The organism is Candidatus Marivariicella sp. (genome assembly GCF_983056325.1).
The window spans coordinates 1-21,819 of record NZ_CEZOWA010000020.1 but is presented as its reverse complement, the minus strand read 5'-3'; the positions used below and the strand labels follow the sequence as shown (position 1 = coordinate 21,819).

Sequence of the window (21,819 nt, the reverse complement as noted above, 5' to 3'; positions counted from 1 at the left end):
TTAATGAAAATACATAACTTTAGTGCAGGTCCTTCGATTCTACCCCAAGAAGTTTTAGAACAAGCATCAAAAGCCATTATAGAGCTTGATGACATAGGTCTATCTTTAATTGAAATCTCTCATAGAAGTAAAGAGTTTGTATCAATAATGGAAGAAGCCTCCGAACGAGTAATTAATATTACTGGACTAAAAAATAAAGGCTACAAGGTTATTTTTGTTCAAGGTGGAGCAAGCCTTCAGTTTTTGATGACAGCTTATAATTTACTTGAAAAAAAAGCAGCGTTCATTAATACGGGAACTTGGTCTGTTAAAGCAATTAAAGAAGCAAAAAGATTAGGACAGGTTATCGAGGCTTCTTCTTCAAAAGAAAAGAATTTCAACTACATTCCGAAAGAATTTGATATACCTGAAGACGCTAATTATCTTCACATAACTACTAACAATACTATATTTGGAACACAATACAAATCATTCCCTTCAACAGGTATTTCTTTAGTTGCTGATATGAGTTCCGATATTTTTTCAAGAAAAATAGACTACTCGTTGTTTGACTTATTTTATGCTGGTGCTCAAAAAAACATGGGACCTGCTGGTGTCACTCTTGTTGTGATAAAGGAAAATATTTTAGGGAAAGTTACTAGAGAAATACCTTCAATGCTTGACTATTTTTCATATATAAATGCAGGAAGTATGCCTAACACACCACCTGTATTTGCAGTCTACACAACATTATTAAACCTCAGGTGGATTGAATCTCAAGGTGGCATTGAAGAACTTGGTAAAAGAAACAAACACAAAGCCAGAATTTTATATGATGAAATTGATAGAAACTCATCTTTCAGTGGTTTTGCTCAAATTGAAGATAGAAGTGAAATGAATGTCACATTCACTTTGAAAAATGAACGAAAATCAATTGATTTTGATAAAATATGCGATTCTAACGGAATAAATGGTTTAAAAGGTCACAGATCTGTTGGTGGCTATAGAGCTTCAATATATAACGCTCTTCCAATTGAGAGTGTTGAATTATTGATTCAGTGTATGCAACAATTTGAAAAAATTTAAAATAACTATATGAAAATTCATGCTAATGATGGAATTTCCAATGCTGGCGTAAACGCATTAGAAAAATATAATTTTAACATCTCAACAACCAATGTTGCTCAAGATAAACTTGAAGAATTTATAAACCAAAATTCTATTGATGGATTGCTTGTAAGGTCAGCCACAACAGTCAGAAAAGAATTGATAGATTCATGTCCAAGTTTAAAATTAATTGGACGTGGAGGGGTTGGAATGGATAATATTGATGTTGATTATGCGCGTAAACAAAACATACACGTAATCAATACTCCTGCTGCATCTTCTTCATCAGTTGCTGAACTTGTATTTGCCCATTTATACGGAGGTGTAAGATTTCTGCATGATTCTAATAGAAACATGCCTTTAGAGGGAGAAACAAAATTTAAAGAATTAAAGAAAAAATATTCTAAAGGCTTAGAGTTAAGAGGTAAAACAATCGGGGTTATTGGCTTTGGTAGAATTGGACAGGAAGTTGCTAAAATTGCTTTAGGTGCTGGAATGAATGTGATTGCTTGTGATAGCTTTCTTAAAGAAACAACTATTAAATTAAATTTTTATGATAAAAATTCCGTTTCTTTTAAAATTAAAACAATTTCTAAAAATGAAGTTTTACAACAAGCTGATTTTATAACTCTTCACGTTCCATCTCAAAAAAAATATGTAATTGATAAAAAAGAGTTTGCAATAATGAAAAATGGTGCCGTTTTAATTAACGCTGCACGTGGAGGAATAGTTAATGAAGTTGAGCTAGTAGCTGCTCTAGATTCGGGAAAACTACTATTGAGAATGAACCTAAGCCTGATATCAAGATTCTAATGCATCCAAACATATCACTTACTCCTCATATAGGGGCTGCAACAAATGAAGCTCAAGAAAGAATTGGTGAAGAGTTGGCTTCCCAAATAAATAATCTACTTAAAAAATAATTTTGTTTAATAAACTAAAGAAAAAATGGGAAATTAATTCCAATTTTCAACTTTTTATAATTTTTGTGGTATTCGGAATAACTGGCTCAGCGAGTGTAAAACTTGGAAGACCTTTCCTGAATCTACTGTCTTTATCACCTGAAATATTTAAAGAAATACCCTTAGGTATTATCTTATATTATTTGTTGCGATTAATCGTAATATTTCCAATATATCAGGTGTTACTGATATTTTTTGGTACAATATTTTTACAATTTAAATTTTTCTGGAAGTTTGAAAAAAAGATATTGAGAAAAATGGGGATTAAAATTTAGTTTGTTTTTAATAAACTAAAATAATCTTTAACAAATTTATTTATTTTTGGAGAAATAACTACCTGACAGTAGGGGTTTTGCTTATTTGACTCAAAATAACTTTTGTGTTCTTTTTCAGCATAATAAAAACTGGTTTTGGGTGAAATCTCTGTTACAATATTGTTTTCGTAGATAGACTCATCACTTAGTTTTTTAATTATTTTATTAATTATTTCTTTTTCTTCGTTAGTGTTATGAAAAATAGCAGATCTATATTGAGTTCCAACGTCATTTCCTTGCCTATTTAAAGTAGTTGGGTCATGCGTAGTAAAAAATACTAGTACAAGAGTTTCATATGAAATCACATTAGAATCAAAAATAATTTCAATTCCCTCAGTATGTCCGGTATTTCCATTGCAAACCTCTCTATAACTTGGGTTTTTAATTTTACCTCCAATGTATATTGGTTGTGTCTTCTCAACCCCTTTAAGTCTATTAAAAATTGCTTCAGTACACCAAAAACAACCACCTGCAAAATATGCTTTCAAACCTTTGTATTTAGAAAATTAAAATTAATTTAATATTTCGTATATATTAGACTTATATAGCTCTTTTTTGGGCAAAAAAGCATTAATTTTATTTAACATATGATTAAAGCCAATTCAATTTATAAAACATTTAATGGACTTGAAGTTTTAAAAGGCATTAATATTAATATTAAAAAAAGTGAAATTGTTTCAATAACAGGTCCCTCTGGAGCTGGAAAAACATCACTTTTAGAGATAATTGGTTCTTTGTCTCTTCCAGATATAAAAAACGACTCTAGTATAGAAATTTTAGATACTCAAATAATTAGACTAAGTAAAAACGAATTAGCAAAATTTAGAAACGAAAATTTAGGTTTTGTTTTTCAATTTCATGAACTATTACCTGAGTTTACGGCATTAGAAAATGTTTGTTTACCAGCATGGATTGGAGGAAAAAATAATATAAAAACTACAAATCGTGCTAAGGATCTGTTAGATCAATTAGGATTAATAAATCGTATATCTCACTATCCTTCGGCTTTGTCAGGTGGGGAACAACAAAGGGTTGCTGTAGCTAGAGCACTAATTAATAATCCTAAAGTTATTTTTGCAGATGAACCTACTGGAAATTTAGATTCTAAAAATGCGAATGAATTACATGAACTTTTTTTTAAAATAAGAGATACTATGGGTTGCACTTTCGTTATAGTTACTCACAACGAAGAATTAGCAAATAAATCAGATAGGAAAATATTAATCAAGGATGGATTAATTTTCAATGACCAATAAAGATATTTATTCCTTTTTAATTGAAAAAGCAGATTTTTATGAAAATCCTGAATTCATTGTATCTGATCCTATACAAATCCCTCATGAATTCAATAAAAATGAAGATATTGAAATTTCAGGTTTTTTAACTGCTACTATTGCATGGGGTAATCGAAAAAGTATAATCAAGAGTTCGAAAAAAATACTTGATTTATTAGATAATTCACCATTAGACTTTGTGCTTAACCACACAAATAAGGATTTGAAGTCTTTTAATAAGTTCGTTCATAGAACCTTTAATGGTAATGACTTAATATATTTTATATCAAGATTAAAGCATGTTTATACTCAACAAAAAAACTTAGAGAATTATATCTATCTACCAAATAAATCTATTTCAGAAATGCAAAGTAATTTTCATGAAAATTTTTTTAAATCCTCTCATGAAAAAAGAATTGAAAAACATATTGCAAATCCAATGAATGGATCTGCTGCCAAAAGAATAAATATGTTCTTTAGATGGATGGTGAGATCAAATAAAAATAGAGTGGATTTTGGTATTTGGAAAAAAATTAAAAGTTCAGACCTTTCCTGTCCCTTAGACGTTCATTCTGGAAATGTTGCAAGAAAACTGGGGATACTAAACAGAAAACAAAATGATGCAAGAGCAGTATTAGAACTTGATACAATTTTAAAGAAAATTCTGCCAAATGATCCAGTAAAATTAGACTTTGCACTTTTTGGCATAGGTGTTAATGAAAAATTTAAATAAAAGTTATAGTCAAATCAATCACCTATCTGTCACACTTTTTCACTATTTTTACTAAAAACAACAGGGCTTTTCATTACATATGAAAATTTTGCTTAAAAATGCAACAATAATAGATAGCAGCAATTCTCTGCACTGCAAATCTGTTTCCATTCTTATCGAAAATGGTTTTATTACAAAAATTGAAAAAAATATCAATACAAAAGCTGATGTTTTAATAGATAATAAAAACATGCATGTTTCAAGAGGCTGGTGGGATCCCTCAGTTTCTTTTGGAGAACCTGGCTATGAAGAAAGAGAAACTTTAGAAAATGGTCTTACTACTGCTGCAAAATCTGGGTTTACATCAATAGGATTAAATCCTGACCTAAATCCAGTAACTGACAATCATGGAGCAGTAAACTTTTTAATCAACAAGTGCAAAGGTCATACTACTTCTATCTATCCTAATGGGTGTCTTACAGAATCTTCGCTGGGAAAACAAATGGCATCTTTAAATGATATGAAGGAGGCTGGTGCAATTATTTTTGGAGATCATAAAAGTTCAATAGAAAATCCGGATTTACTAAAGATTGCTTTAGAATATTCGCAAAGTTTTAATGGTATAATAAGTTCATACCCCTTAGATGAGAGAATTTCTTTAGATGGAATAATGAATGAAGGAGCAACAAGTACAAAATTAGGATTAAAAGGATACGGAACTTATGCTGAAAGCACTCGAGTGTTTAGGGATATTAAAATTTTAGAATACACAGGTGGTAGACTTCACTTCCCACTAATTACTACTAAAGACTCTGTGAATCTAATTGAAAATGCAAAAAAAATGGGACTCAATGTAACCTGCTCTACTTCCCTACCTCACTTATTATTTACCGATAATGAACTGGAAAACTTTGATTCTAAATTTAAATTTTTTCCTCCCCTTAGAACAATAGAAGATAGATCAGCCTTAAGACAAGGTTTATTATCTGGGACTATTGACTGCGTTACTGCTATGCATGAACCGAAAAATATAGAAATTAAAGATTTAGATTTTTATTCTGCGGCTGACGGAAGTATTGCTCTTGAATCCTTTTTTCCAATATTGAATACAATTTTTCCAATGGAAAAAACCATACAATTTCTAACAAGAGGCAAGTCTATTTTCGAAGTAAGTGACTCCAAGATTGAGATAGGTAGCTATGCAAACATAACAATGTTTAATCCTGATGTTAAAAGAGTTTTTAATGAGAAAAATATTTTATCAACATCTAAAAATTGCTCTTACATCAACATTGAAATTAAAGGAGAAGTAATTGGATCCTTAAATAACGGGGTTTTATCTCTAAACGAGAGTTAGCATGAATAATCCCCAACTTCCTCTAAAGTATAGAATAAAAATATCTGATTCTGTAAATGAAAATAGACCTTGTATTTTTTTACTGCATGGTTATGGTAGTAATGAAGATGACTTATTTAGTTTTGCATCTTATTTTCCAAAAAACTACACAATTATATCATTCAGAGCTCCAATTGAGTTGGATATGGGAGGATACGCCTGGAGCAACATACAATTTAATGACTCAGGTGAAAAAAACACAATATTAATCGAAGCAAAAAAATCAGTTAAATTTATTAAAGAATCGATTGAATTATCAACTTCTTATTTTAACCTTGATTCTAATGATATAAGTTTAATTGGTTTTAGTCAAGGATGCATTTTAAGTTGGGCTTTAGCAATGAGTTACCCAAATTTAATTAGAAGAGCTGCTACATTAAGTGGTTACATTATTCCAGAAATTGTTGATGCTCCTTTAAAGAATGTATCTAATCTTATAGTTTTTAATTCTCATGGAGTTTTAGACCAAATCATACCAATAGAAAAAGCAAGACAAAGTTTTAATTTAATCAAAGAAAATAATTCAGAAATCATTTATAAAGAATACAACGAAGGACACGGTATTAGTGAGGAAAATTTCTCTGATCTACTAAACTGGCTTCAAATTACTTCTCTATAGAATACAAAACATGATCAATTGTTTTAAAATCAATATTTTTATTTTTATCTATTATATATTCAATAAGTAATTCTCCCCATAATTTTCCGTCAGAAAAATTAGCAATAATCCATTTGTGATTTAAAACTTTTATTTGATTAATCAAAAAGATTTTATCTATTTCTCCGTATGGGATTATACTCTTTTTGTCTTTGGAAATATTTTTTTTAAAAAGAGCATCTTTAATTCTTATAACAATACTATCATTAAAATCCTTTCCTAAAACAGCTAATGACTTGTTATTTCCATACAATGAGAAATCACTCATTTCATTAATACGATCTTCTAGTATTTTTTTTTGAGATTTAAGAATCTTAACTGAATTTATTTTTTCACCTAAAAGCATCTCCTCTTTATTTAGAATTCTTCCGGAATTAACTATTTGGAATAATAATATAATAGAAACAAAAATTAAAAGATATACTAATATTTTATTTTTCATAATATTTACAAACTAACACTTAATAGACAAATTATCATATGCAAGAAAAATATTTTTTGGTAAATTTTTATTTATTTCAAGATGAAAACCAAGTGAATTACTTATGTGGGTCAAATATGTTTTTTTTGGTTTTAATTCATTTATTATATCAATGGCCTCATCTAAATTTAAATGAGAAATATGAGGCTTAATTCTTAAACAGTTAAGAATTAAAACGTCAAGATTTTCAAGTTTTGATTTTGAATTAGAATCCAATGTTTTAACATCAGTCATATAAGCAACATTATCAAATCTGTATCCAGTAACGGGGGTAGTATTATGCATTGCTTTTATCGGCATTACCCATCTCTCTCCTAGTTTAAATTTATTGTTTTCTTTAATTATATTTGACTTAACGGAGGGTGCTCCAGGATATTTATCTTTATTGCTTATTATATAATTAAAGCGTGTTTTTAAATTATTAAAAACTTCTTGAGTTGAATAAATATCAATTAATCCTTGTTGAAAACAAAAAGGTCTTATGTCATCAAATCCTGCTGTATGATCTGCGTGTGAGTGCGTAAAAAGAATTCCATCTAAAGAGTTAATTGGATTTTTTAGTATTTGTTGACGAAAGTCAGGGCCACAATCAATCAGATAATTTTTTTCATTCCAGCTTATTAAAACGGAACATCTCAATCTTTTATCTTTTGGATTATCACTCAAACATACGGGATTATTACTTCCAATAACGGGTATACCTTGTGAAGTTCCTGTTCCTAAAAAAATTACTTTAATCATTTAAAATCAAAGGTAAATATTTGCACATAAATAAAACAATCTTTGTAATTTTATGATAAATTATTAAAATTATGTCAATCGAATTAAGTGGTGACCGCCCATTTGAGAATAGACCTTCAATTGAAGCTAAAGCATTGAGAATTAATCTCAATGAATATATATACGGAACTTTTGCAGAAATCGGGGCTGGTCAAGAAGTTGCAAGACATTTTTTTAGAGTTGGTGGAGCATCTGGTACAATTGCGAAAACAATTAGCGCATATGATAAAAGTTTCAGTGACAATATTTACGGTGAAGAAAATGACGGAAGATATGTAACTGAAACTAGACTCAACAAAATGTTAGATAGAGAAATGGGTCTTTTGGAAGATAGAATTTCTCGAAAAGAGCATCCAAATAAATTATTTTTTACTCTTGCAAATACTGTTGCAACTATTGATTATGCTAAAAAGTTCAAGGGTCACGGATGGATGGGGATTAGATTTCAAACAGCTGTAGACCAAGAGTATAGTGAGATAACTTTCCATTTTAGATTTCATCATCAAGAAGCCAAACTTCAGCAAGAGGTACTTGGCCTAATGGGAGTTAACCTAGTTTATGGAGCGTTTTACAAGAATGCTGATCCAAAAAAACTTTTAAAATATTTATATGATCATATTGATAATGACGGAATCAATAAAGGTTTTCTGCCAGTAGAAATTGATACAATTAATTTTTCAGGACCAGTATTCAAAAATGTTGATAATCGATTAATTAGTCTAGAACTCGTTAAACTTGGGATGACTGATGCAGTCATGTTTAACGCTGAAGGAAATAATATTTTACCTGCTAGAGTTTTATACAAAAAAAATATTTTAGCGTTAAGAGGGAGTTTTAGACCAGTTACCAACGTCAACATTGATATGTTTAATAAATCTCATGAAGTTTTTTTAAATGAGCCAAATGTAGATGAAGAAAAAACTGAAGTTATTTTTGAAATAACACTATCAAATTTAATGTCAGAAGGAGAAATTGATGAAAAAGATTTTATGGATCGGGCAATGCTATTATGTTCTCTTGGTCATACAGTTATGATTTCAAATTTTAAAGAGTATTATAAGTTGGTAGACTACTTTTCACACTACACAACTAGTCAATTAGCTCTATCCATGGGAGTAAATAGTTTTGTTGAGATTTTTAACGAAGAATATTACAAGGATTTAAGTGGTGGAATTTTAGAAGCCTTTGGAAAACTCTTTTATAATAATTTAAAAGTCTATTTGTATCCAAACAGAAATGATAATGGAGAAATTATAAATAGTAATAATTTAAAACTTCATCCTAGAATGAAAGAGTTCTATAAATTTTTTAAATACAATGGTAAAATTGTAGACATATTTGATTTTGAAGAAGATAATCTATCTATTTTTTCAAGAGAAATATTAAAAAAAATAAAGAACCACGAGTCTGGTTGGGAAAAACAGTTACCTGAAGGTATAGCTGAAATGATACTTAAAAATAGAATGTTTGGTTACCTTCCTGAATCAGATAGATAAAATTATAATATCTGTGAAGCATGATCTTTTGTAGTAACTTTATCTATGACTCGATCTACAATACCTTTTTCATCAATAATAAATGTAGCTCTGTTAATTCCTTCGTATTCTCTACCTTGAAATTTTTTTGGCCCCCAAACACCAAATAAATTAATAACCGAACGGTCTTCGTCAGCTAATAACGAAAATGGAAAATCAAACTTATTAGAAAAGTTTAATTGATGCTTAATACTGTCAGCGCTAACACCTAGTAAACTAAAACCAGCATTCTTTAGTTCTACATAATTATCACGCAAATTACAAGCCTGAGCAGTACAACCAGGAGTGTTTGCTCTGGGATAAAAAAATACAACTAATTTTTTTCCAATAAAATCTGAAAAAGTAATTTTATTACCATACTGATCAACAGAGGAAAAATTCCGAACTTTATCTCCAACTTTTAACATATCTAATCTAAATTTTAAATAACTAAATAACGAAAAATCAAATGAACAAAAAAGAAAAAATTCTTTTCGTTATAAACAAACTTGAAGATATTTATCCTGAAGTTCCTATACCACTTAATCATTCTGACTCTTATACCCTACTAATAGCTGTTTTACTATCAGCTCAAAGTACTGATAAAGGAGTTAATAAAGTAACACCTATACTTTTCAAAAGAGCTAAAACTCCCCAGGAAATGGTATTACTTTCTGTTGAAGAAATTAGATCTATTATCAAACCTGTAGGGTTATCCCCAATGAAATCAAAAGGAATTCACAAACTATCAGAAATATTAATCAACGATTATGACGGAAAGGTACCTCAAGACATAACTGCACTTGAAAGCTTACCTTCGGTAGGTCATAAAACTGCCAGTGTAGTAATGGCTCAGGCATTTGGAGTGCCATCTTTTCCTGTTGACACACATATTCATAGACTTATGTATCGATGGGGTTTTTCGAATGGTAAAAATGTTATCCAAACAGAAAGAGATGCAAGAAGGATATTTCCTGTTGAAAAATGGAATAAGCTCCATTTACAAATTATTTGGTATGGAAGAGAGTATTCACCTGCTAGAGGTTGGAATGTTAAAAAAGACGAAATAATGATAAAAATAGGAAGAAAAAGTATATTAAATAAGATGGTTATCTCTTAGAGACTTTTTCACTTGTCTTGAATGAGAGAGAAAACAACATTATTCTGCTAATAACTTTATCACTAGGGAGCAATAATGGTTTTATTTTTAAATAATTTGGATACTTATTCATGTTATGCTTGTTACATGAATATAACGTAAAATTAATATGTTTAGTATCTATTTAATTAGAGAAATTTTATTATCCTCTATTAACTTTCTAAGATTAATAATAGCATACCTCATCCTACCTAAAGCAGTATTAATTCCAACTCCAGTTGCGTTGGCAATTTCTTTAAAACTCATGTCTCTGTAAAACCTCATTAGAAGGACTTCCTTTTGATCTTCGGGTAACTCTAAAATTATTTTTTGGAGGTCGTTTACTATTTGATCGTTAATTAAAGTGTTTTCGGCGTTAAGAGATCCATCAGAAATCATTTGAAAAATATCAAAATTATCACTGTTTTCAAGTAAAGGTATTCTGTTTTTTTTTCTAAAAAAATCAATAACTAAGTTATGAGCAATTCTCATTATCCATGGCAAAAATTTCCCCTCTTCATTATAAACACCTCTTTTTAAAGTTTTAATTACTTTAATAAATGTATCCTGAAAGATATCCTCAGCAGTATCCTTATCTAAAACTTTAGAGTATATAAAATTGAATAACCTTTGTTGGTGTTTTTTAATAAGAAACTCCAATGCGTTTTCACAACCATCAATATAATTGACAATAAATTTTGCATCTTCTTTTGCTGAAACTACTTGTATCATAACATTACTATTTTTGCAGATTGCAATTAATTATAAATTTGAGTAATGTTATACTATAGGCTAATTGTTTAGAATTACAAATCTACAAATTTTTTTTATTATTTAAAAAGCATGTACAACACAAGTCTAAATGAATCATAAAAATTGTACTTTTACAGCTTTAATTTTTAATGAAAACAGTTCTAGATCTAGATCCAAAGGCGTTTATCATAATAAAGGGGGCTCAGCTTCACAATCTTAAAAATATAGATGTAGCGATACCCAGAAATAAAATGACTGTAATAACTGGTCTTTCTGGATCTGGAAAATCATCTTTAGCTTTTGATACTCTATACGCTGAAGGACAAAGAAGATATGTAGAAAGTTTGTCCTCTTATGCAAGGCAATTCATGGGCAGGCTTAATAAGCCAAAAGTTGATAAGATTATTGGTATTTCACCTGCTATTGCGGTAGAACAAAAAGTCAGCATATCAAATCCTAGATCAACAGTTGGAACAAAAACTGAGATTTATGAATATCTAAAACTTTTATATTCAAGAATTGGCTTAACATATTCACCAATATCAGGAAGAGTTGTTAAAAAAGACAAAGTGAGTGACTTAATTGACCTAATAAAAAATTACGATAACGGAAAGAAGCTTTTATTACTATCTCCAATTAAAAAAACAGAATCTCGAACTGTTAAAGAAAGGTTAGATTTTTTAAATCAGCAAGGTTTTGCCCGCATTCTCGTTGATGGTAAAATAGAAAGAATAAATCCAGCTAAATTACCCAAAAACCAATTTGAATTAGTAGTTGATCGAGTTGTAATTGACAATAGCGATGAATTTTATCAACGATTTGCTGATGCAGTTCAAGTTGCATTTTATGAGGGAAACGGGAGGTGTTCTTTAAAAGATCTCGATACAAATGAGATAATTCAATTTTCAAATAAATTTGAGCTTGATGGAATTGAGTTTATGAATCCAAACATACATTTATTTAGTTTTAACAACCCATATGGAGCATGTACTAAATGTGAAGGATATGGAGATATTGTTGGAATAAATCCTGAGTTAGTAATTCCTGATACTTCGCGTTCAATATACGAGGAGGCTATAGCTCCATGGAGAAGTACTGGATATAGAAAGTTTTATTCAAAACTTATAGAGTCTGCAATAAATTTTAAATTCCCCATTCATAAACCATATTTTGAATTGACAAATTCAGAAATAGATATATTATGGAACGGTAATGAGTATTTTACTGGAATAAATGGGTTCTTTAAAAAAATTGAAAAAAAGAACTACAAAATACAAAATAGAGTTCTTTTGTCTCGTTTCAGAGGAAAGACAAAATGTATTGATTGTAAAGGGAGTAGATTAAAAAAAGAAACTAGATATGTTAAAGTTGGGGGTAAAAATATTTCAGAATTAATTGATCTTTCAATTAAAGACTTAGATGTATTTTTTAAAAATTTAAAGATCACTAAAACAGAAGAAAAGATTTCATCAAGAATTTTAATTGAAATTAATAGTAGAATAAGTGTTTTAAATGATTTAGGTTTGAATTATCTAACACTAAACAGAAAATCTAATTCTCTTTCTGGGGGAGAATCTCAAAGAATAAATATCGCTGTATCACTAGGAAGTAGTCTTGTTGGATCTATGTATATTCTTGACGAACCCTCTATTGGCTTACACTCACAGGACAATGAGCGTTTAATTAAAATATTAAAACGGTTAAGAGATATTGGTAATACTGTTATTATAATAGAACATGATGAAGAAATAATGACGGCTGCAGACGAGATTATTGATATGGGACCGGAAGCGGGCTCTTTTGGTGGAGAAATTGTAGCTACCGGCTCGTTTAAAGAAATACTTAAATTGAATACTTTAACTAGTAAATATTTGAGTGGTCAATTAAAAATTGAAGTTCCCATCAATAGAAGAAAGTCAAAAAAATGGATTTCTATTGTTGGAGCCCGAGAAAATAATCTCAAAAATATAACTGCTAATTTTCAAATTGGAGGATTATCAGTTGTCACTGGAGTCTCTGGAAGTGGAAAATCTACTTTAGTAAAAGATATTTTATATCCTGCTTTACTTAGAAATTTTGAAATTTACACTCAAAAACCAGGTCAATTTTCGTCGTTAGAAGGAGATATTAGTTCTATTAAAAATGTTGAATTTATTAACCAAAATCCTATAGGAAGATCATCAAGATCAAATCCTGTGACATACATCAAAGCTTACGATGATATAAGAGCAATTTTTGCAAATCAAAACCTTTCAAAAAATAGAAATTATAAACCAAAACACTTTTCTTTCAATGTTGATGGAGGGAGATGTGATACATGTAAAGGCGAAGGAGTAGTTACAATTGAAATGCAATTCATGGCTGATGTACTTCTGGAGTGTGAAGTTTGTAAAGGAAAAAGATTTAAATCTGAAATAAGAGAAATAAAGTATAACAACTTATCTATTGATCAGATATTAGGATTAACAATTGACGATGCTTTAAAACTTTTTGAGTTAAATGGTGAAAAAAAGCTAATAAAAAAACTTAAACCTTTAAATGAAGTTGGATTGGGTTATGTGACTCTAGGTCAATCATCAACAACATTATCAGGTGGAGAAGCCCAAAGAATAAAACTAGCCTCTTTTATAGCCAAGGGAGCAACCAAAGATAAAGTACTTTTTATATTTGATGAACCAACTACAGGACTTCATTTTCATGATATTAAAAAACTACTTAAGTCTTTTGATGCTTTATTATTTAATGGTCATTCTTTGGTAGTAGTTGAACATAATTTAGATTTAATAAAATGTGCTGACCATATGATTGAACTTGGACCAATGGCTGGAAATGAAGGAGGAGAAATAGTAGCTCAAGGTACTCCCGAAAAGGTTGCAAATAATAAAAAAGCTCCAAGCTCAGAGTATCTTAAAAAAAGATTGTCAATTTAAAAATTTTTGTATTTGAATGTTGAAATCTTTCAACAACCCGGCTATTTGACTTAAAATAACATACAATAAAATTATAAAGACTGATCTAAGTGTTAGATTTATAAAAGAAGTGTATTCAAGGTTTATTTGACTAATAGCTAAATAAACTAGTATAATTACTATTGAGGTTTTAAGTGATTCTATAGAATAAGGATGAATTTTGAGTTTGTAACCTACAAGGAATAATTTTAAAGTATTTATAAAAAAAATAACAAATAATGTGGCATATGCTGCTCCCATAATACCATATTCAGGAATTAAAATAAAATTTAAAACTACCGCTATTGAAGCCGATAGAACAGAAAACCAGAAAATATATGGATAAAATTTTGAGTTTGAAATTATATTATTTAGACACCCTATTGACATAGAATAAAGCTTGCCGACTGAAACTATACTAACTACACCAATTCCAACCGCATACATTGGTTGGTCTACAAAAACATAAAAATCATCCAGGTTTAAGTTAATTAAAATGAATAATGCTCCTGAAACTAAAAAAAGATTATTACTGCTTTTTTTTAAAAGTCTTTTCAAATATGTTTTATCATTTGAATTTATCGCTTTTGAAACAAGAGGACTAACAATCTGAAACATTGCTCTACCTGGGGCTTCAATTACAGCAGCTATGAATAACGCTACACTATAGAAAGCGACATCATTAGATGTTATCAAAGATGCTATCATAGACTTATCAATATCAAGTATTATGCTTGAAGCTGCCCCCGACAAGAAAATTAAAAAACTATATAAAATGATTTTTAAATAAAATGGAGGAAGAGTGAATGTGAATTTGGGAGTATAAATCTTAAAACTATATAAAATAACTAATAAAAGTCTTATGTAATATCCGGTTATTAAACAATATACAAAAATATCAAAGTCAATTAATTTGATGGCATAACATAGCAATAAAATAAAATTTAAAAGTCTTGGGTAAAACTCCTTTAAAAAATTTCCAAATACAGAGGCTAAATGAACTCGTAGCCAGCTAAAAAATATTTCAAAGTAGGATGTTGAAATTGCAATTAATATTATGACAAAGGCATAAGTACTTATTAATGGTTCTTTGGAAGATATATCATCAATAATTGAGGACGAAAACATCCATAAGTAAATTAATATTAAAACAATTATTATTAATGGTGACCATATTGCAAATATTAAAAGGCTGTCTTTTTCTTCCTTAGTTTTTAATGAACTATAATATTTAATAATAGCGTGCTGGAGTCCAAAAGATATAAATGGTTGAACTAAATTAGAGTATGCTAAAAGTGCTATAATAACTCCCTGAAGTCTACTCCCTAGGAAATTTGGATACATATATAGAGTGTTTAATGCCCCTAATATGAAGGCTAAACCAATGCTTAGTAAGTTATAAAATGTCTGTTTTGCAACTAATCCCATTAAGTTTATGTTCTGTTAAATTTTGTTTGATAAATCATTAAAAATATAATTAATGAAAACAATGAAATACTTGCATATCTAATTTTTGTTCCAACCTCAACTACTTTGGGCTTGAATTCAAAAGTAATGATATGTTTTCCACTTTCAATAGGTAAAGCTCTCAAGATATAATTAACCCTATAATGAGAAACTATTTCATTATCTATCTTAGCTTCCCACCCATCAGAATAATACATTTCTGAAAAAACAACTACTTGTTTAGATTTACTTGTAAAAGTATACTTTAAAAAATTAGAGGAACTCTCAATTAATTTAATTGAAGACTGACTATCCTTATTATAATCAAAAGTTAAAGCTTTGGCTGTCATTTCTTCTTCCACAATTGCAACATTTTTTAGATCGACAGAAACAAAAGACTTTAGTGCTTCATCTGCGGAATTCACTTTTATAATAGAATCTATGAACCAAGCATTTCCATAAGCTTCTTCGTTAATCAAGGGAGAAATTCCATCTTCAGATCTGTACAAAACATATTTAACATTTAACATATTGAGTATTTCGGGGATTTTATTGTAATTAAAAAGTTGAAAAATCTCCTGAAATCTTCTAGGTTTTGCTCCGTGGTAACCACCAATTGAATTATGAAAGTAAGCTGTTCTAGCCCCTGTTAAATTAAGTTCAGGTTCATAAACACGATACCTAGATTTATCTTTTAAAATAGTTTTATCAGCATCAGTGATTCTGAACGGAGTTTCAATTTGAGATTTACTAACGAAACGGTTGAAATCTAAATATCGATATGCAATACCACCTAAATCATATATTAATATTCCAAAAATAGATATAATAGCAAGATTCTTTTTGATTTTTTTATTTTTAAAAAGCAAGAAAATCAACGATATTAATGTAATTAATAAAACTCCTCTAAATATATCATCAACAAAAATTTCTTCTCGAGCAATTATTATTTGTTTCATAATCTCATCACCATAAGCACCGTTTAATCTTGAATCAATGGGGCTTGTGAATGAAAATAATCCTATAAATTTTAACAGAATTAATGAAATCAAAAAACTCAGAAGAGCTATTGCGGTTTTGATAAAAGTTTTAAAATACTTTTTTGGATCACTAATTATTTTTTGAAGACCAAGAACAGCTAAAACAGGAATACACAACTCTAAAATAATTTGTGCAGATGATACTGCTCTAAATTTATTATAAAATGGAACGTAATAAATAAAAAAATCAGTGACAATTGGGAAGTTTTTACCCCATGATAAAATTAGGGATAATACGGAGGCTATTACCAAAGCATTTCTTAATGGTCCTTTTAAAATAATCATTGCAAACACAGCTAATAAAAATACTATGATACCTATATATGCTGGTGCTTCAAGAATGGGTTGAGTCCCCCAATATGTAGGGACAGAACCTACAAAATCTTTAGATTGTTTAATTGAAACTCCATTTTTAACAAGGAATTCATATAGATCCGATTTGGTACCTAAATTCTCTCTTGATCCTCCCCCCTGTACCCTCGGAATAATGAGACTTAGTGATTCAAATAAACCATAACTGTACTCTGTTATGTAGTCGTAATCCAATCCATTAGAAGTATTTTTTTTACTTCCATCTAAATTAAGCTTTAATTCAGATCCACTTCTAGTACTAAATTTAGAATACTCCGAGGTTGTAAGGAGTGGAGTTGCATTCAATCCGATAGCTATAATTCCACTTAAAAAGAAAAAACCTAAACTTTTTGAAATAGATTTAAAATTTTTGCTTTGATAAGCATGATATATAAAAGTTAAACTAAATATTATTAAAATAAATAGTAAATAATAGGACATTTGATAATGATTAGCTCTAATATTTAACCCCAATCCTAAAACACTCAAGATGAATCCTATCAACCATTTTTTATCAATCAATAAAAAGAAACCAGCTATTGCTAATGGCATATATGATAAAGCAATCGCCTTTGTATTGTGCCCTACTTGAAGTATTATTAAAAGATAGGTAGATAAACCAAACGCAAAGGATCCCAAAACGGCTATTTTCCAATCAATTTTTAAAACTAAAAATAAAATGTAACTGGAGAATAAGTATAAAAACAATAAATACGCTGGACGAGGAATTATCTTAAAAATGTCATGAATTAGAGATAAGAAGTCGGCTGGGTATTTTGCGCCCAATTGATAAGTAGGCATACCTCCAAAAGCATTATCAATCCAATAGGTCTCTTTACCATTGTTCTGGGATCTATATTCTTTGAGTTGTCTTGACATTCCAGAATATTGAACTATGTCAGATTGCATTAATTTCATGCCTGTCAAAGATGGAAAATAAAAAAGTTGGGCGAAAATGATAAAACACACAACAACAAGTCCATGTTTAGCTAGACTACTATTCAATATCTTCATATTCTATGTATTCTCCTAAGTTATCAGACTTTTTGCTTTTATTTTGGGTTTCATTTTTTTTATGACCATTATTATATGATGCTTTTTTTGAAATATACCTAATTAGCCACCCTAAAAGTAAAGGACTTAAACGTCTAATCACGTATGAAATAATAAAAATAAAAAGTAAAATCTTTAGTAGAGAACTCAAAATATAATAGTTAATATCAGATCAAATTTAAAAAAAAAAAAATATAAGATTGTTAATTAAGCCATTCCATAATTATATATTTTATTAAAAAATCGAATTATATTGCATTATGTTTGAAATCAAAAACCAACTACTACTAATTTTAACCCTTGGTATTTCAAACCTGAGTATCTGTCAATATACTGAACAAATTAATTCAAATCGCCCAGGATACTCAATAGGTGCCTATTCAGTTGGGAAGGGAGTCGTTCAAATCGAAACGGGTTTTGAATCTAGAAGCTACAAGCACAACGGTTTTAACCAAAGCACAATTAATGGTACGGTTGGATTCTTATCTCTTCGATGGGGGTTTTTATTTGAACAATTAGAACTGACTTATGACGGGTCATATATGTTTGACACATTCACAAATAAGCTTTCTAATAACCCAGTGGAAATTAAAAGAAGTGGCTTTTTACAAAACTTTTTAGGAATTAAGTATCTGGTTTACGATCCATTTAAAAAAGAGAGAGAAATTAATGTTTACAGTTGGAAAGCAAATAATGGATTTAAAATAAGAGATTTAATTCCTGCGATTTCGTTAACAGTAGGAGCAAATTTTGATCCTTTTAGTGCTGAAAATCCATATCCATATGGTGATTTATTTGGAACTTTTTATAGGCCGGTATTTTATCAAACTCTTTATTATGTTGCTCCCAGCCCAACTCCACTTACTTTAATGGGAACAGTTGCTACACAGTCTCATTTTCTGGGAACATGGGTTTTTGTTACAAATTTTTCTATCAGAAGATATCTTTCAAAATTTATTGAGAAAAACTATATAATTACCCTTACCCACACCTTTAATCCGGCTTGGTCAGTTTATATTGAAAATCAAGGTGTTTTTTCTGAAAGGTATTCAGATAATATTTTAAGAGCTGGAGCTGCTTACTTAGTTGGATCAAATCTTCAAGTAGAGGGAACGATTGGTGCAAACACAAAAACTACCCCTAATTTTATTTCAATTAATGCTGGAGTATCCTATAGGCTTGATTTTCATAGAGATTTCAAAGATCCGGAAAAAACAGAAAGAAAGAAATTAAAAAAAGAAGAGAAAGCCCTAAAAAAGAGTAGAAGAAAATTTGATAAGCAAGAAAAAAAGAGGAATAAAAACGCTAGAAAAAAACCGAAGAATTAAATTTACAAATGGTTTCAACTATTTCAATCAAAGAGGTTACCTCAGAACAAGACTTAAAGAGTTTTGTGAGTTTTCCTTTTGAATTATATAAAAATCACCCTTATTGGGTAGGTCCAATTATAAATGAAGAACTTGATGTCCTAGATAAAAAAAAGAATCCTGTATTTAAAAATGCTATATCTCACTATTTTTTAGCTTATAAAAATGGGAAAATAGTTGGAAGAATTGCCGCTATCATTAATTGGATTGAAGTCAACGATGTTAAGAAATCGAAAGTTCGTTTTGGATGGTTTGATGTTATTGATGATATTAATGTAACAAAAAAACTTCTTGATGAAGTTTTAAAAATTGGTAAAAAAAATAATTTAAATCATATTGAGGGTCCTGTTGGTTTTTCTAACATGGATAAAGCAGGAATGCTAGTTGAAGGCTTTGAAGAACTTAATACTATGATTACTTTATATAATTTCCCCTATTATTCGGAACACTTAAAAAAACTTGACTACGAAAAATTAGCTCAATGGGTAGAATATGAAATTAAAATTTCATCTTTTGAAGATTCACCAGAAAAAATAAGGCGGTTTTCAAAATTAATGCTGGATAGGTATTCTCTTAAAATTCTAAAATTTAAATCTAATAAAGACATACTGCCTTATGTTGATCAAATGTTTGATTTATTAAGTAAAACCTATGACAAACTTCAAACTTTTGTTCCAATACAACCATATCAAATTAAGTCTTATAAAGAAAAGTATTTTAAATATATTCATCCTGATTTTATAAAGTGTGTTGTTGATAAAGACGATAATCTGATAGCTTTTTTAATAACCATGCCTTCTTTTTCAAAAGCTTTAAAAAAAATAAACGGAAAACTATTCCCTTTCGGATTTCTTAGGATTCTATGGGCACAAAAATTTATAAAAAAAGTGTCTTTATACCTCATTGGTGTTAGACCAGATTTTCAAAACAAAGGTGTTACAGCTATTGTAATGAATGAACTTCAAAAAACTTTTAATAAATATAATATTAAGGTGGTTGAGACTAACCCTGAACTAGAAGAGAATACTCCGATTCAAACTTTATGGAAAAATTACGATCATCGCCTTCATAAAAAACGAGCAACCTATACCAAGGCTATAGAATAATTAAATAGCTAGTTCAAGTCTTTAAATATTTTACTTTTACATTATGATATCTGAAAATACAATTGTTGCTTTAGCCTCACCCTCTGGAACTGGCGCTATTGGAGTTATTAGAGTTTCTGGTGTAGAATCAATTCAGATTGCATCAAAATGTTTTAAATCTCATAGAGATATAAATATAGTAAACCAAGCCTCTCACAAAACTTTTTTAGGTTGGATAATAGATGATGAACGAATTATTGACAAAGTACTACTGACGATCTTTAAAGGTCCAAATTCATACACTGGAGAAGATGTTATCGAGATTTCCTGTCATGGATCAGTCTATATACTTCAAGAGATTCTTCATTTAATAGTTAAAAAGGGAGCTATTCCCGCTAAAGCAGGTGAATTTACATTAAGAGCATTTTTAAATCGAAAAATGGATTTAACTCAAGCGGAAGCTGTTGCTGATCTCATATCTTCAGAATCTAAAGCAGCACATGAACTAGCTATTAATCAGATTCGTGGGGGCTACTCAAAAAATATAAGTGATTTAAGGGGTCAATTAATTCATTTTGCCTCAATGATTACATTAGAATTAGATTTTTCAGAGGAAGATGTTGAATTTGCAAATAGAAAAGATTTTTTGAAGCTTTTAGATAGTTTAGAAACACAGTTAAAGGTATTATCAGAATCTTTTGCTTATGGAAGTGTTATAAAAAATGGAGTTCCTGTAGCCATACTTGGTAAACCTAATTCAGGAAAATCTTCACTATTAAATGCACTTCTTAATGAAGAAAAAGCAATAGTATCAGATATTGAAGGAACTACTCGTGATAGCATTGAAGACACATTAATTATCGACGGGCTTCAGTTTAGATTTATTGACACAGCTGGTTTGAGAGAAACTACTGATAAAATTGAATCTATCGGGGTTAAACGGGCAATGGAAAATGCAAAAAAAGCAAAGATTTTATTGTTTTTATATGATATTACAGACACAGACTCAAAAGGGATTTTAAACCAACTAAAATCTATAATATCGTTAAATAACAAAACAATTTTAATTCAAAATAAGATGGATATTGATACTGGTAATGATAAAACAGAAGCATTAATTAAAAATAAATTTTCTGACTTAGCTCCTCCTCTATCGATAATAACTCACAATAAGAAATCAATAAATAAGTTAAAGGATAAATTAGTGAAAACAGTAAATGAGATGGGTAATGATAGTCAAACAATTATAACGAATGTTCGACACCATTCATCCATTCAAAGTGCATTAAGAGATATAATTCTTGTAAAAAAAGGAATGAAAAATAATATTTCTGGAGATTTACTGTCAGTAGATTTAAATTCAGCAATTCAGTCACTTGGAGAAATAACAGGTGAAATAAATACAGACGATATTTTAGGAAATGTCTTTCAAAATTTCTGTATCGGGAAATAATTACGTTT

The 21,819-nt window shown here is 29.4% G+C and carries 20 protein-coding genes and 1 pseudogene; 13 read left to right on the top strand and 8 right to left on the bottom strand.

The genetic code is table 11. The features are described from left to right. Positions 1-3: 3 nt before the first annotated feature. From serC to AC3ATN_RS07305, 3 genes and pseudogenes are all read left to right on the top strand, one after another. Positions 4-1,065, top strand: coding sequence for a 3-phosphoserine/phosphohydroxythreonine transaminase (serC, locus tag AC3ATN_RS07315; protein ID WP_487532617.1), 1,062 nt, complete (start codon positions 4-6; stop codon positions 1,063-1,065). Positions 1,066-1,074: 9 nt separating this feature from the next. Beyond that, positions 1,075-2,009 (top strand): annotated as a pseudogene (locus AC3ATN_RS07310) (D-2-hydroxyacid dehydrogenase). Between the two features lie 65 nt (positions 2,010-2,074). Beyond that, positions 2,075-2,323, top strand: a complete 249-nt coding sequence (locus AC3ATN_RS07305; RefSeq protein WP_487532628.1) for a DUF6787 family protein — start codon at positions 2,075-2,077, stop codon at positions 2,321-2,323. Here AC3ATN_RS07305 and msrA read toward each other — a convergent pair. Continuing rightward, the gene (msrA, locus tag AC3ATN_RS07300; protein WP_487532616.1) at positions 2,320-2,850 is read right to left on the bottom strand and encodes a peptide-methionine (S)-S-oxide reductase MsrA; all 531 of its coding nucleotides are present in this window, start codon (positions 2,848-2,850) and stop codon (positions 2,320-2,322) included. The genes AC3ATN_RS07305 and msrA overlap by 4 nt on opposite strands. A gap of 99 nt (positions 2,851-2,949) precedes the next feature. On the opposite strand from msrA, the gene AC3ATN_RS07295 reads away from it, so the two are divergent. The 4 genes from AC3ATN_RS07295 (at position 2,950) to AC3ATN_RS07280 (ending at position 6,363) form a co-directional block, all read left to right on the top strand. Further along, positions 2,950-3,618 (top strand): ABC transporter ATP-binding protein, encoded by a 669-nt coding sequence (locus tag AC3ATN_RS07295; RefSeq protein ID WP_487532615.1) that lies wholly within the window; start codon positions 2,950-2,952, stop codon positions 3,616-3,618. Then, complete coding sequence (locus AC3ATN_RS07290; protein WP_487532614.1) at positions 3,608-4,369, top strand: TIGR02757 family protein; 762 nt, start codon at positions 3,608-3,610, stop codon at positions 4,367-4,369. The genes AC3ATN_RS07295 and AC3ATN_RS07290 overlap by 11 nt, the downstream gene beginning before the upstream one ends. Before the next feature lie 79 nt (positions 4,370-4,448). Further along, entirely contained in the window at positions 4,449-5,705 is a 1,257-nt protein-coding gene (locus AC3ATN_RS07285; protein WP_487532613.1) for a dihydroorotase, read from the top strand. Position 5,706: 1 nt separating this feature from the next. Further along, positions 5,707-6,363, top strand: coding sequence for an alpha/beta hydrolase (locus tag AC3ATN_RS07280; RefSeq protein WP_487532612.1), 657 nt, complete (start codon positions 5,707-5,709; stop codon positions 6,361-6,363). On the opposite strand, the gene AC3ATN_RS07275 is transcribed toward AC3ATN_RS07280, so the two are convergent. After that, positions 6,350-6,844, bottom strand: coding sequence for a hypothetical protein (locus AC3ATN_RS07275; RefSeq protein WP_487532611.1), 495 nt, complete (start codon positions 6,842-6,844; stop codon positions 6,350-6,352). The two genes, AC3ATN_RS07280 and AC3ATN_RS07275, sit on opposite strands and share 14 nt — an antisense overlap. Positions 6,845-6,856: 12 nt before the next feature. Continuing rightward, a complete protein-coding gene (locus AC3ATN_RS07270; RefSeq protein ID WP_487532610.1) occupies positions 6,857-7,624 on the bottom strand; it encodes an MBL fold metallo-hydrolase in 768 nt (255 codons plus the stop codon). Positions 7,625-7,695: 71 nt separating this feature from the next. Between AC3ATN_RS07270 and AC3ATN_RS07265 the strand changes: the two genes are divergently transcribed. Then, positions 7,696-9,159 carry a TonB-dependent receptor gene (locus AC3ATN_RS07265; RefSeq protein WP_487532609.1) on the top strand — a complete coding sequence of 488 codons (1,464 nt, stop codon included), beginning with the start codon at positions 7,696-7,698 and terminating at the stop codon, positions 9,157-9,159. 2 nt (positions 9,160-9,161) lie between these two features. On the opposite strand, the gene bcp is transcribed toward AC3ATN_RS07265, so the two are convergent. After that, a complete protein-coding gene (gene bcp / locus AC3ATN_RS07260) occupies positions 9,162-9,605 on the bottom strand; it encodes a thioredoxin-dependent thiol peroxidase (RefSeq protein WP_487532608.1) in 444 nt (147 codons plus the stop codon). Between the two features lie 41 nt (positions 9,606-9,646). Here bcp and AC3ATN_RS07255 point away from each other — a divergent pair, with 41 nt between their 5' ends. Then, positions 9,647-10,297 (top strand): endonuclease III domain-containing protein, encoded by a 651-nt coding sequence (locus AC3ATN_RS07255; protein WP_487532607.1) that lies wholly within the window; start codon positions 9,647-9,649, stop codon positions 10,295-10,297. A gap of 159 nt (positions 10,298-10,456) precedes the next feature. On the opposite strand, the gene AC3ATN_RS07250 is transcribed toward AC3ATN_RS07255, so the two are convergent. After that, positions 10,457-11,047, bottom strand: coding sequence for an RNA polymerase sigma factor (locus tag AC3ATN_RS07250; protein WP_487532606.1), 591 nt, complete (start codon positions 11,045-11,047; stop codon positions 10,457-10,459). A 170-nt stretch (positions 11,048-11,217) separates the two neighbouring features. Here AC3ATN_RS07250 and uvrA point away from each other — a divergent pair, with 170 nt between their 5' ends. Next, complete coding sequence (uvrA, locus tag AC3ATN_RS07245; RefSeq protein ID WP_487532605.1) at positions 11,218-13,998, top strand: excinuclease ABC subunit UvrA; 2,781 nt, start codon at positions 11,218-11,220, stop codon at positions 13,996-13,998. Here uvrA and AC3ATN_RS07240 read toward each other — a convergent pair. The 3 genes from AC3ATN_RS07240 to AC3ATN_RS07230 are packed head-to-tail and all read right to left on the bottom strand — an operon-like array spanning position 13,990 to position 18,057. Beyond that, complete coding sequence (locus AC3ATN_RS07240; RefSeq protein WP_487532604.1) at positions 13,990-15,444, bottom strand: lipopolysaccharide biosynthesis protein; 1,455 nt, start codon at positions 15,442-15,444, stop codon at positions 13,990-13,992. The two genes, uvrA and AC3ATN_RS07240, sit on opposite strands and share 9 nt — an antisense overlap. Before the next feature lie 5 nt (positions 15,445-15,449). Further along, entirely contained in the window at positions 15,450-17,867 is a 2,418-nt protein-coding gene (locus AC3ATN_RS07235; RefSeq protein ID WP_487532603.1) for a YfhO family protein, read from the bottom strand. Beyond that, positions 17,851-18,057: a hypothetical protein gene (locus AC3ATN_RS07230; RefSeq protein ID WP_487532602.1), complete on the bottom strand. Its 207-nt coding sequence runs from the start codon at positions 18,055-18,057 to the stop codon at positions 17,851-17,853. Before AC3ATN_RS07230 ends, AC3ATN_RS07235 begins: the two co-directional genes overlap by 17 nt. Before the next feature lie 109 nt (positions 18,058-18,166). Here AC3ATN_RS07230 and AC3ATN_RS07225 point away from each other — a divergent pair, with 109 nt between their 5' ends. The 3 genes from AC3ATN_RS07225 to mnmE are packed head-to-tail and all read left to right on the top strand — an operon-like array spanning position 18,167 to position 21,811. Next, positions 18,167-19,234: a transporter gene (locus tag AC3ATN_RS07225; RefSeq protein ID WP_487532601.1), complete on the top strand. Its 1,068-nt coding sequence runs from the start codon at positions 18,167-18,169 to the stop codon at positions 19,232-19,234. An 8-nt stretch (positions 19,235-19,242) separates the two neighbouring features. After that, a complete protein-coding gene (locus tag AC3ATN_RS07220) occupies positions 19,243-20,379 on the top strand; it encodes a GTP cyclohydrolase (protein ID WP_487532600.1) in 1,137 nt (378 codons plus the stop codon). Between the two features lie 43 nt (positions 20,380-20,422). Continuing rightward, positions 20,423-21,811 carry a tRNA uridine-5-carboxymethylaminomethyl(34) synthesis GTPase MnmE gene (gene mnmE / locus AC3ATN_RS07215; RefSeq protein ID WP_487532599.1) on the top strand — a complete coding sequence of 463 codons (1,389 nt, stop codon included), beginning with the start codon at positions 20,423-20,425 and terminating at the stop codon, positions 21,809-21,811. Positions 21,812-21,819 lie beyond the last annotated feature (8 nt).

Coding starts and splice junctions, on each gene's coding strand:
- serC (WP_487532617.1), top strand. CDS start 4: ATGAAAATACATAACTTTAGTGCAGGTCCTTCGATTCTACCCCAAGAA.
- AC3ATN_RS07295 (WP_487532615.1), top strand. CDS start 2,950: ATGATTAAAGCCAATTCAATTTATAAAACATTTAATGGACTTGAAGTT.
- AC3ATN_RS07290 (WP_487532614.1), top strand. CDS start 3,608: ATGACCAATAAAGATATTTATTCCTTTTTAATTGAAAAAGCAGATTTT.
- AC3ATN_RS07285 (WP_487532613.1), top strand. CDS start 4,449: ATGAAAATTTTGCTTAAAAATGCAACAATAATAGATAGCAGCAATTCT.
- AC3ATN_RS07280 (WP_487532612.1), top strand. CDS start 5,707: ATGAATAATCCCCAACTTCCTCTAAAGTATAGAATAAAAATATCTGAT.
- AC3ATN_RS07275 (WP_487532611.1), bottom strand. CDS start 6,844: ATGAAAAATAAAATATTAGTATATCTTTTAATTTTTGTTTCTATTATA.
- AC3ATN_RS07270 (WP_487532610.1), bottom strand. CDS start 7,624: ATGATTAAAGTAATTTTTTTAGGAACAGGAACTTCACAAGGTATACCC.
- AC3ATN_RS07265 (WP_487532609.1), top strand. CDS start 7,696: ATGTCAATCGAATTAAGTGGTGACCGCCCATTTGAGAATAGACCTTCA.
- bcp (WP_487532608.1), bottom strand. CDS start 9,605: ATGTTAAAAGTTGGAGATAAAGTTCGGAATTTTTCCTCTGTTGATCAG.
- AC3ATN_RS07255 (WP_487532607.1), top strand. CDS start 9,647: ATGAACAAAAAAGAAAAAATTCTTTTCGTTATAAACAAACTTGAAGAT.
- AC3ATN_RS07250 (WP_487532606.1), bottom strand. CDS start 11,047: ATGATACAAGTAGTTTCAGCAAAAGAAGATGCAAAATTTATTGTCAAT.
- uvrA (WP_487532605.1), top strand. CDS start 11,218: ATGAAAACAGTTCTAGATCTAGATCCAAAGGCGTTTATCATAATAAAG.
- AC3ATN_RS07240 (WP_487532604.1), bottom strand. CDS start 15,444: ATGGGATTAGTTGCAAAACAGACATTTTATAACTTACTAAGCATTGGT.
- AC3ATN_RS07235 (WP_487532603.1), bottom strand. CDS start 17,867: ATGAAGATATTGAATAGTAGTCTAGCTAAACATGGACTTGTTGTTGTG.
- AC3ATN_RS07225 (WP_487532601.1), top strand. CDS start 18,167: ATGTTTGAAATCAAAAACCAACTACTACTAATTTTAACCCTTGGTATT.
- AC3ATN_RS07220 (WP_487532600.1), top strand. CDS start 19,243: ATGGTTTCAACTATTTCAATCAAAGAGGTTACCTCAGAACAAGACTTA.
- mnmE (WP_487532599.1), top strand. CDS start 20,423: ATGATATCTGAAAATACAATTGTTGCTTTAGCCTCACCCTCTGGAACT.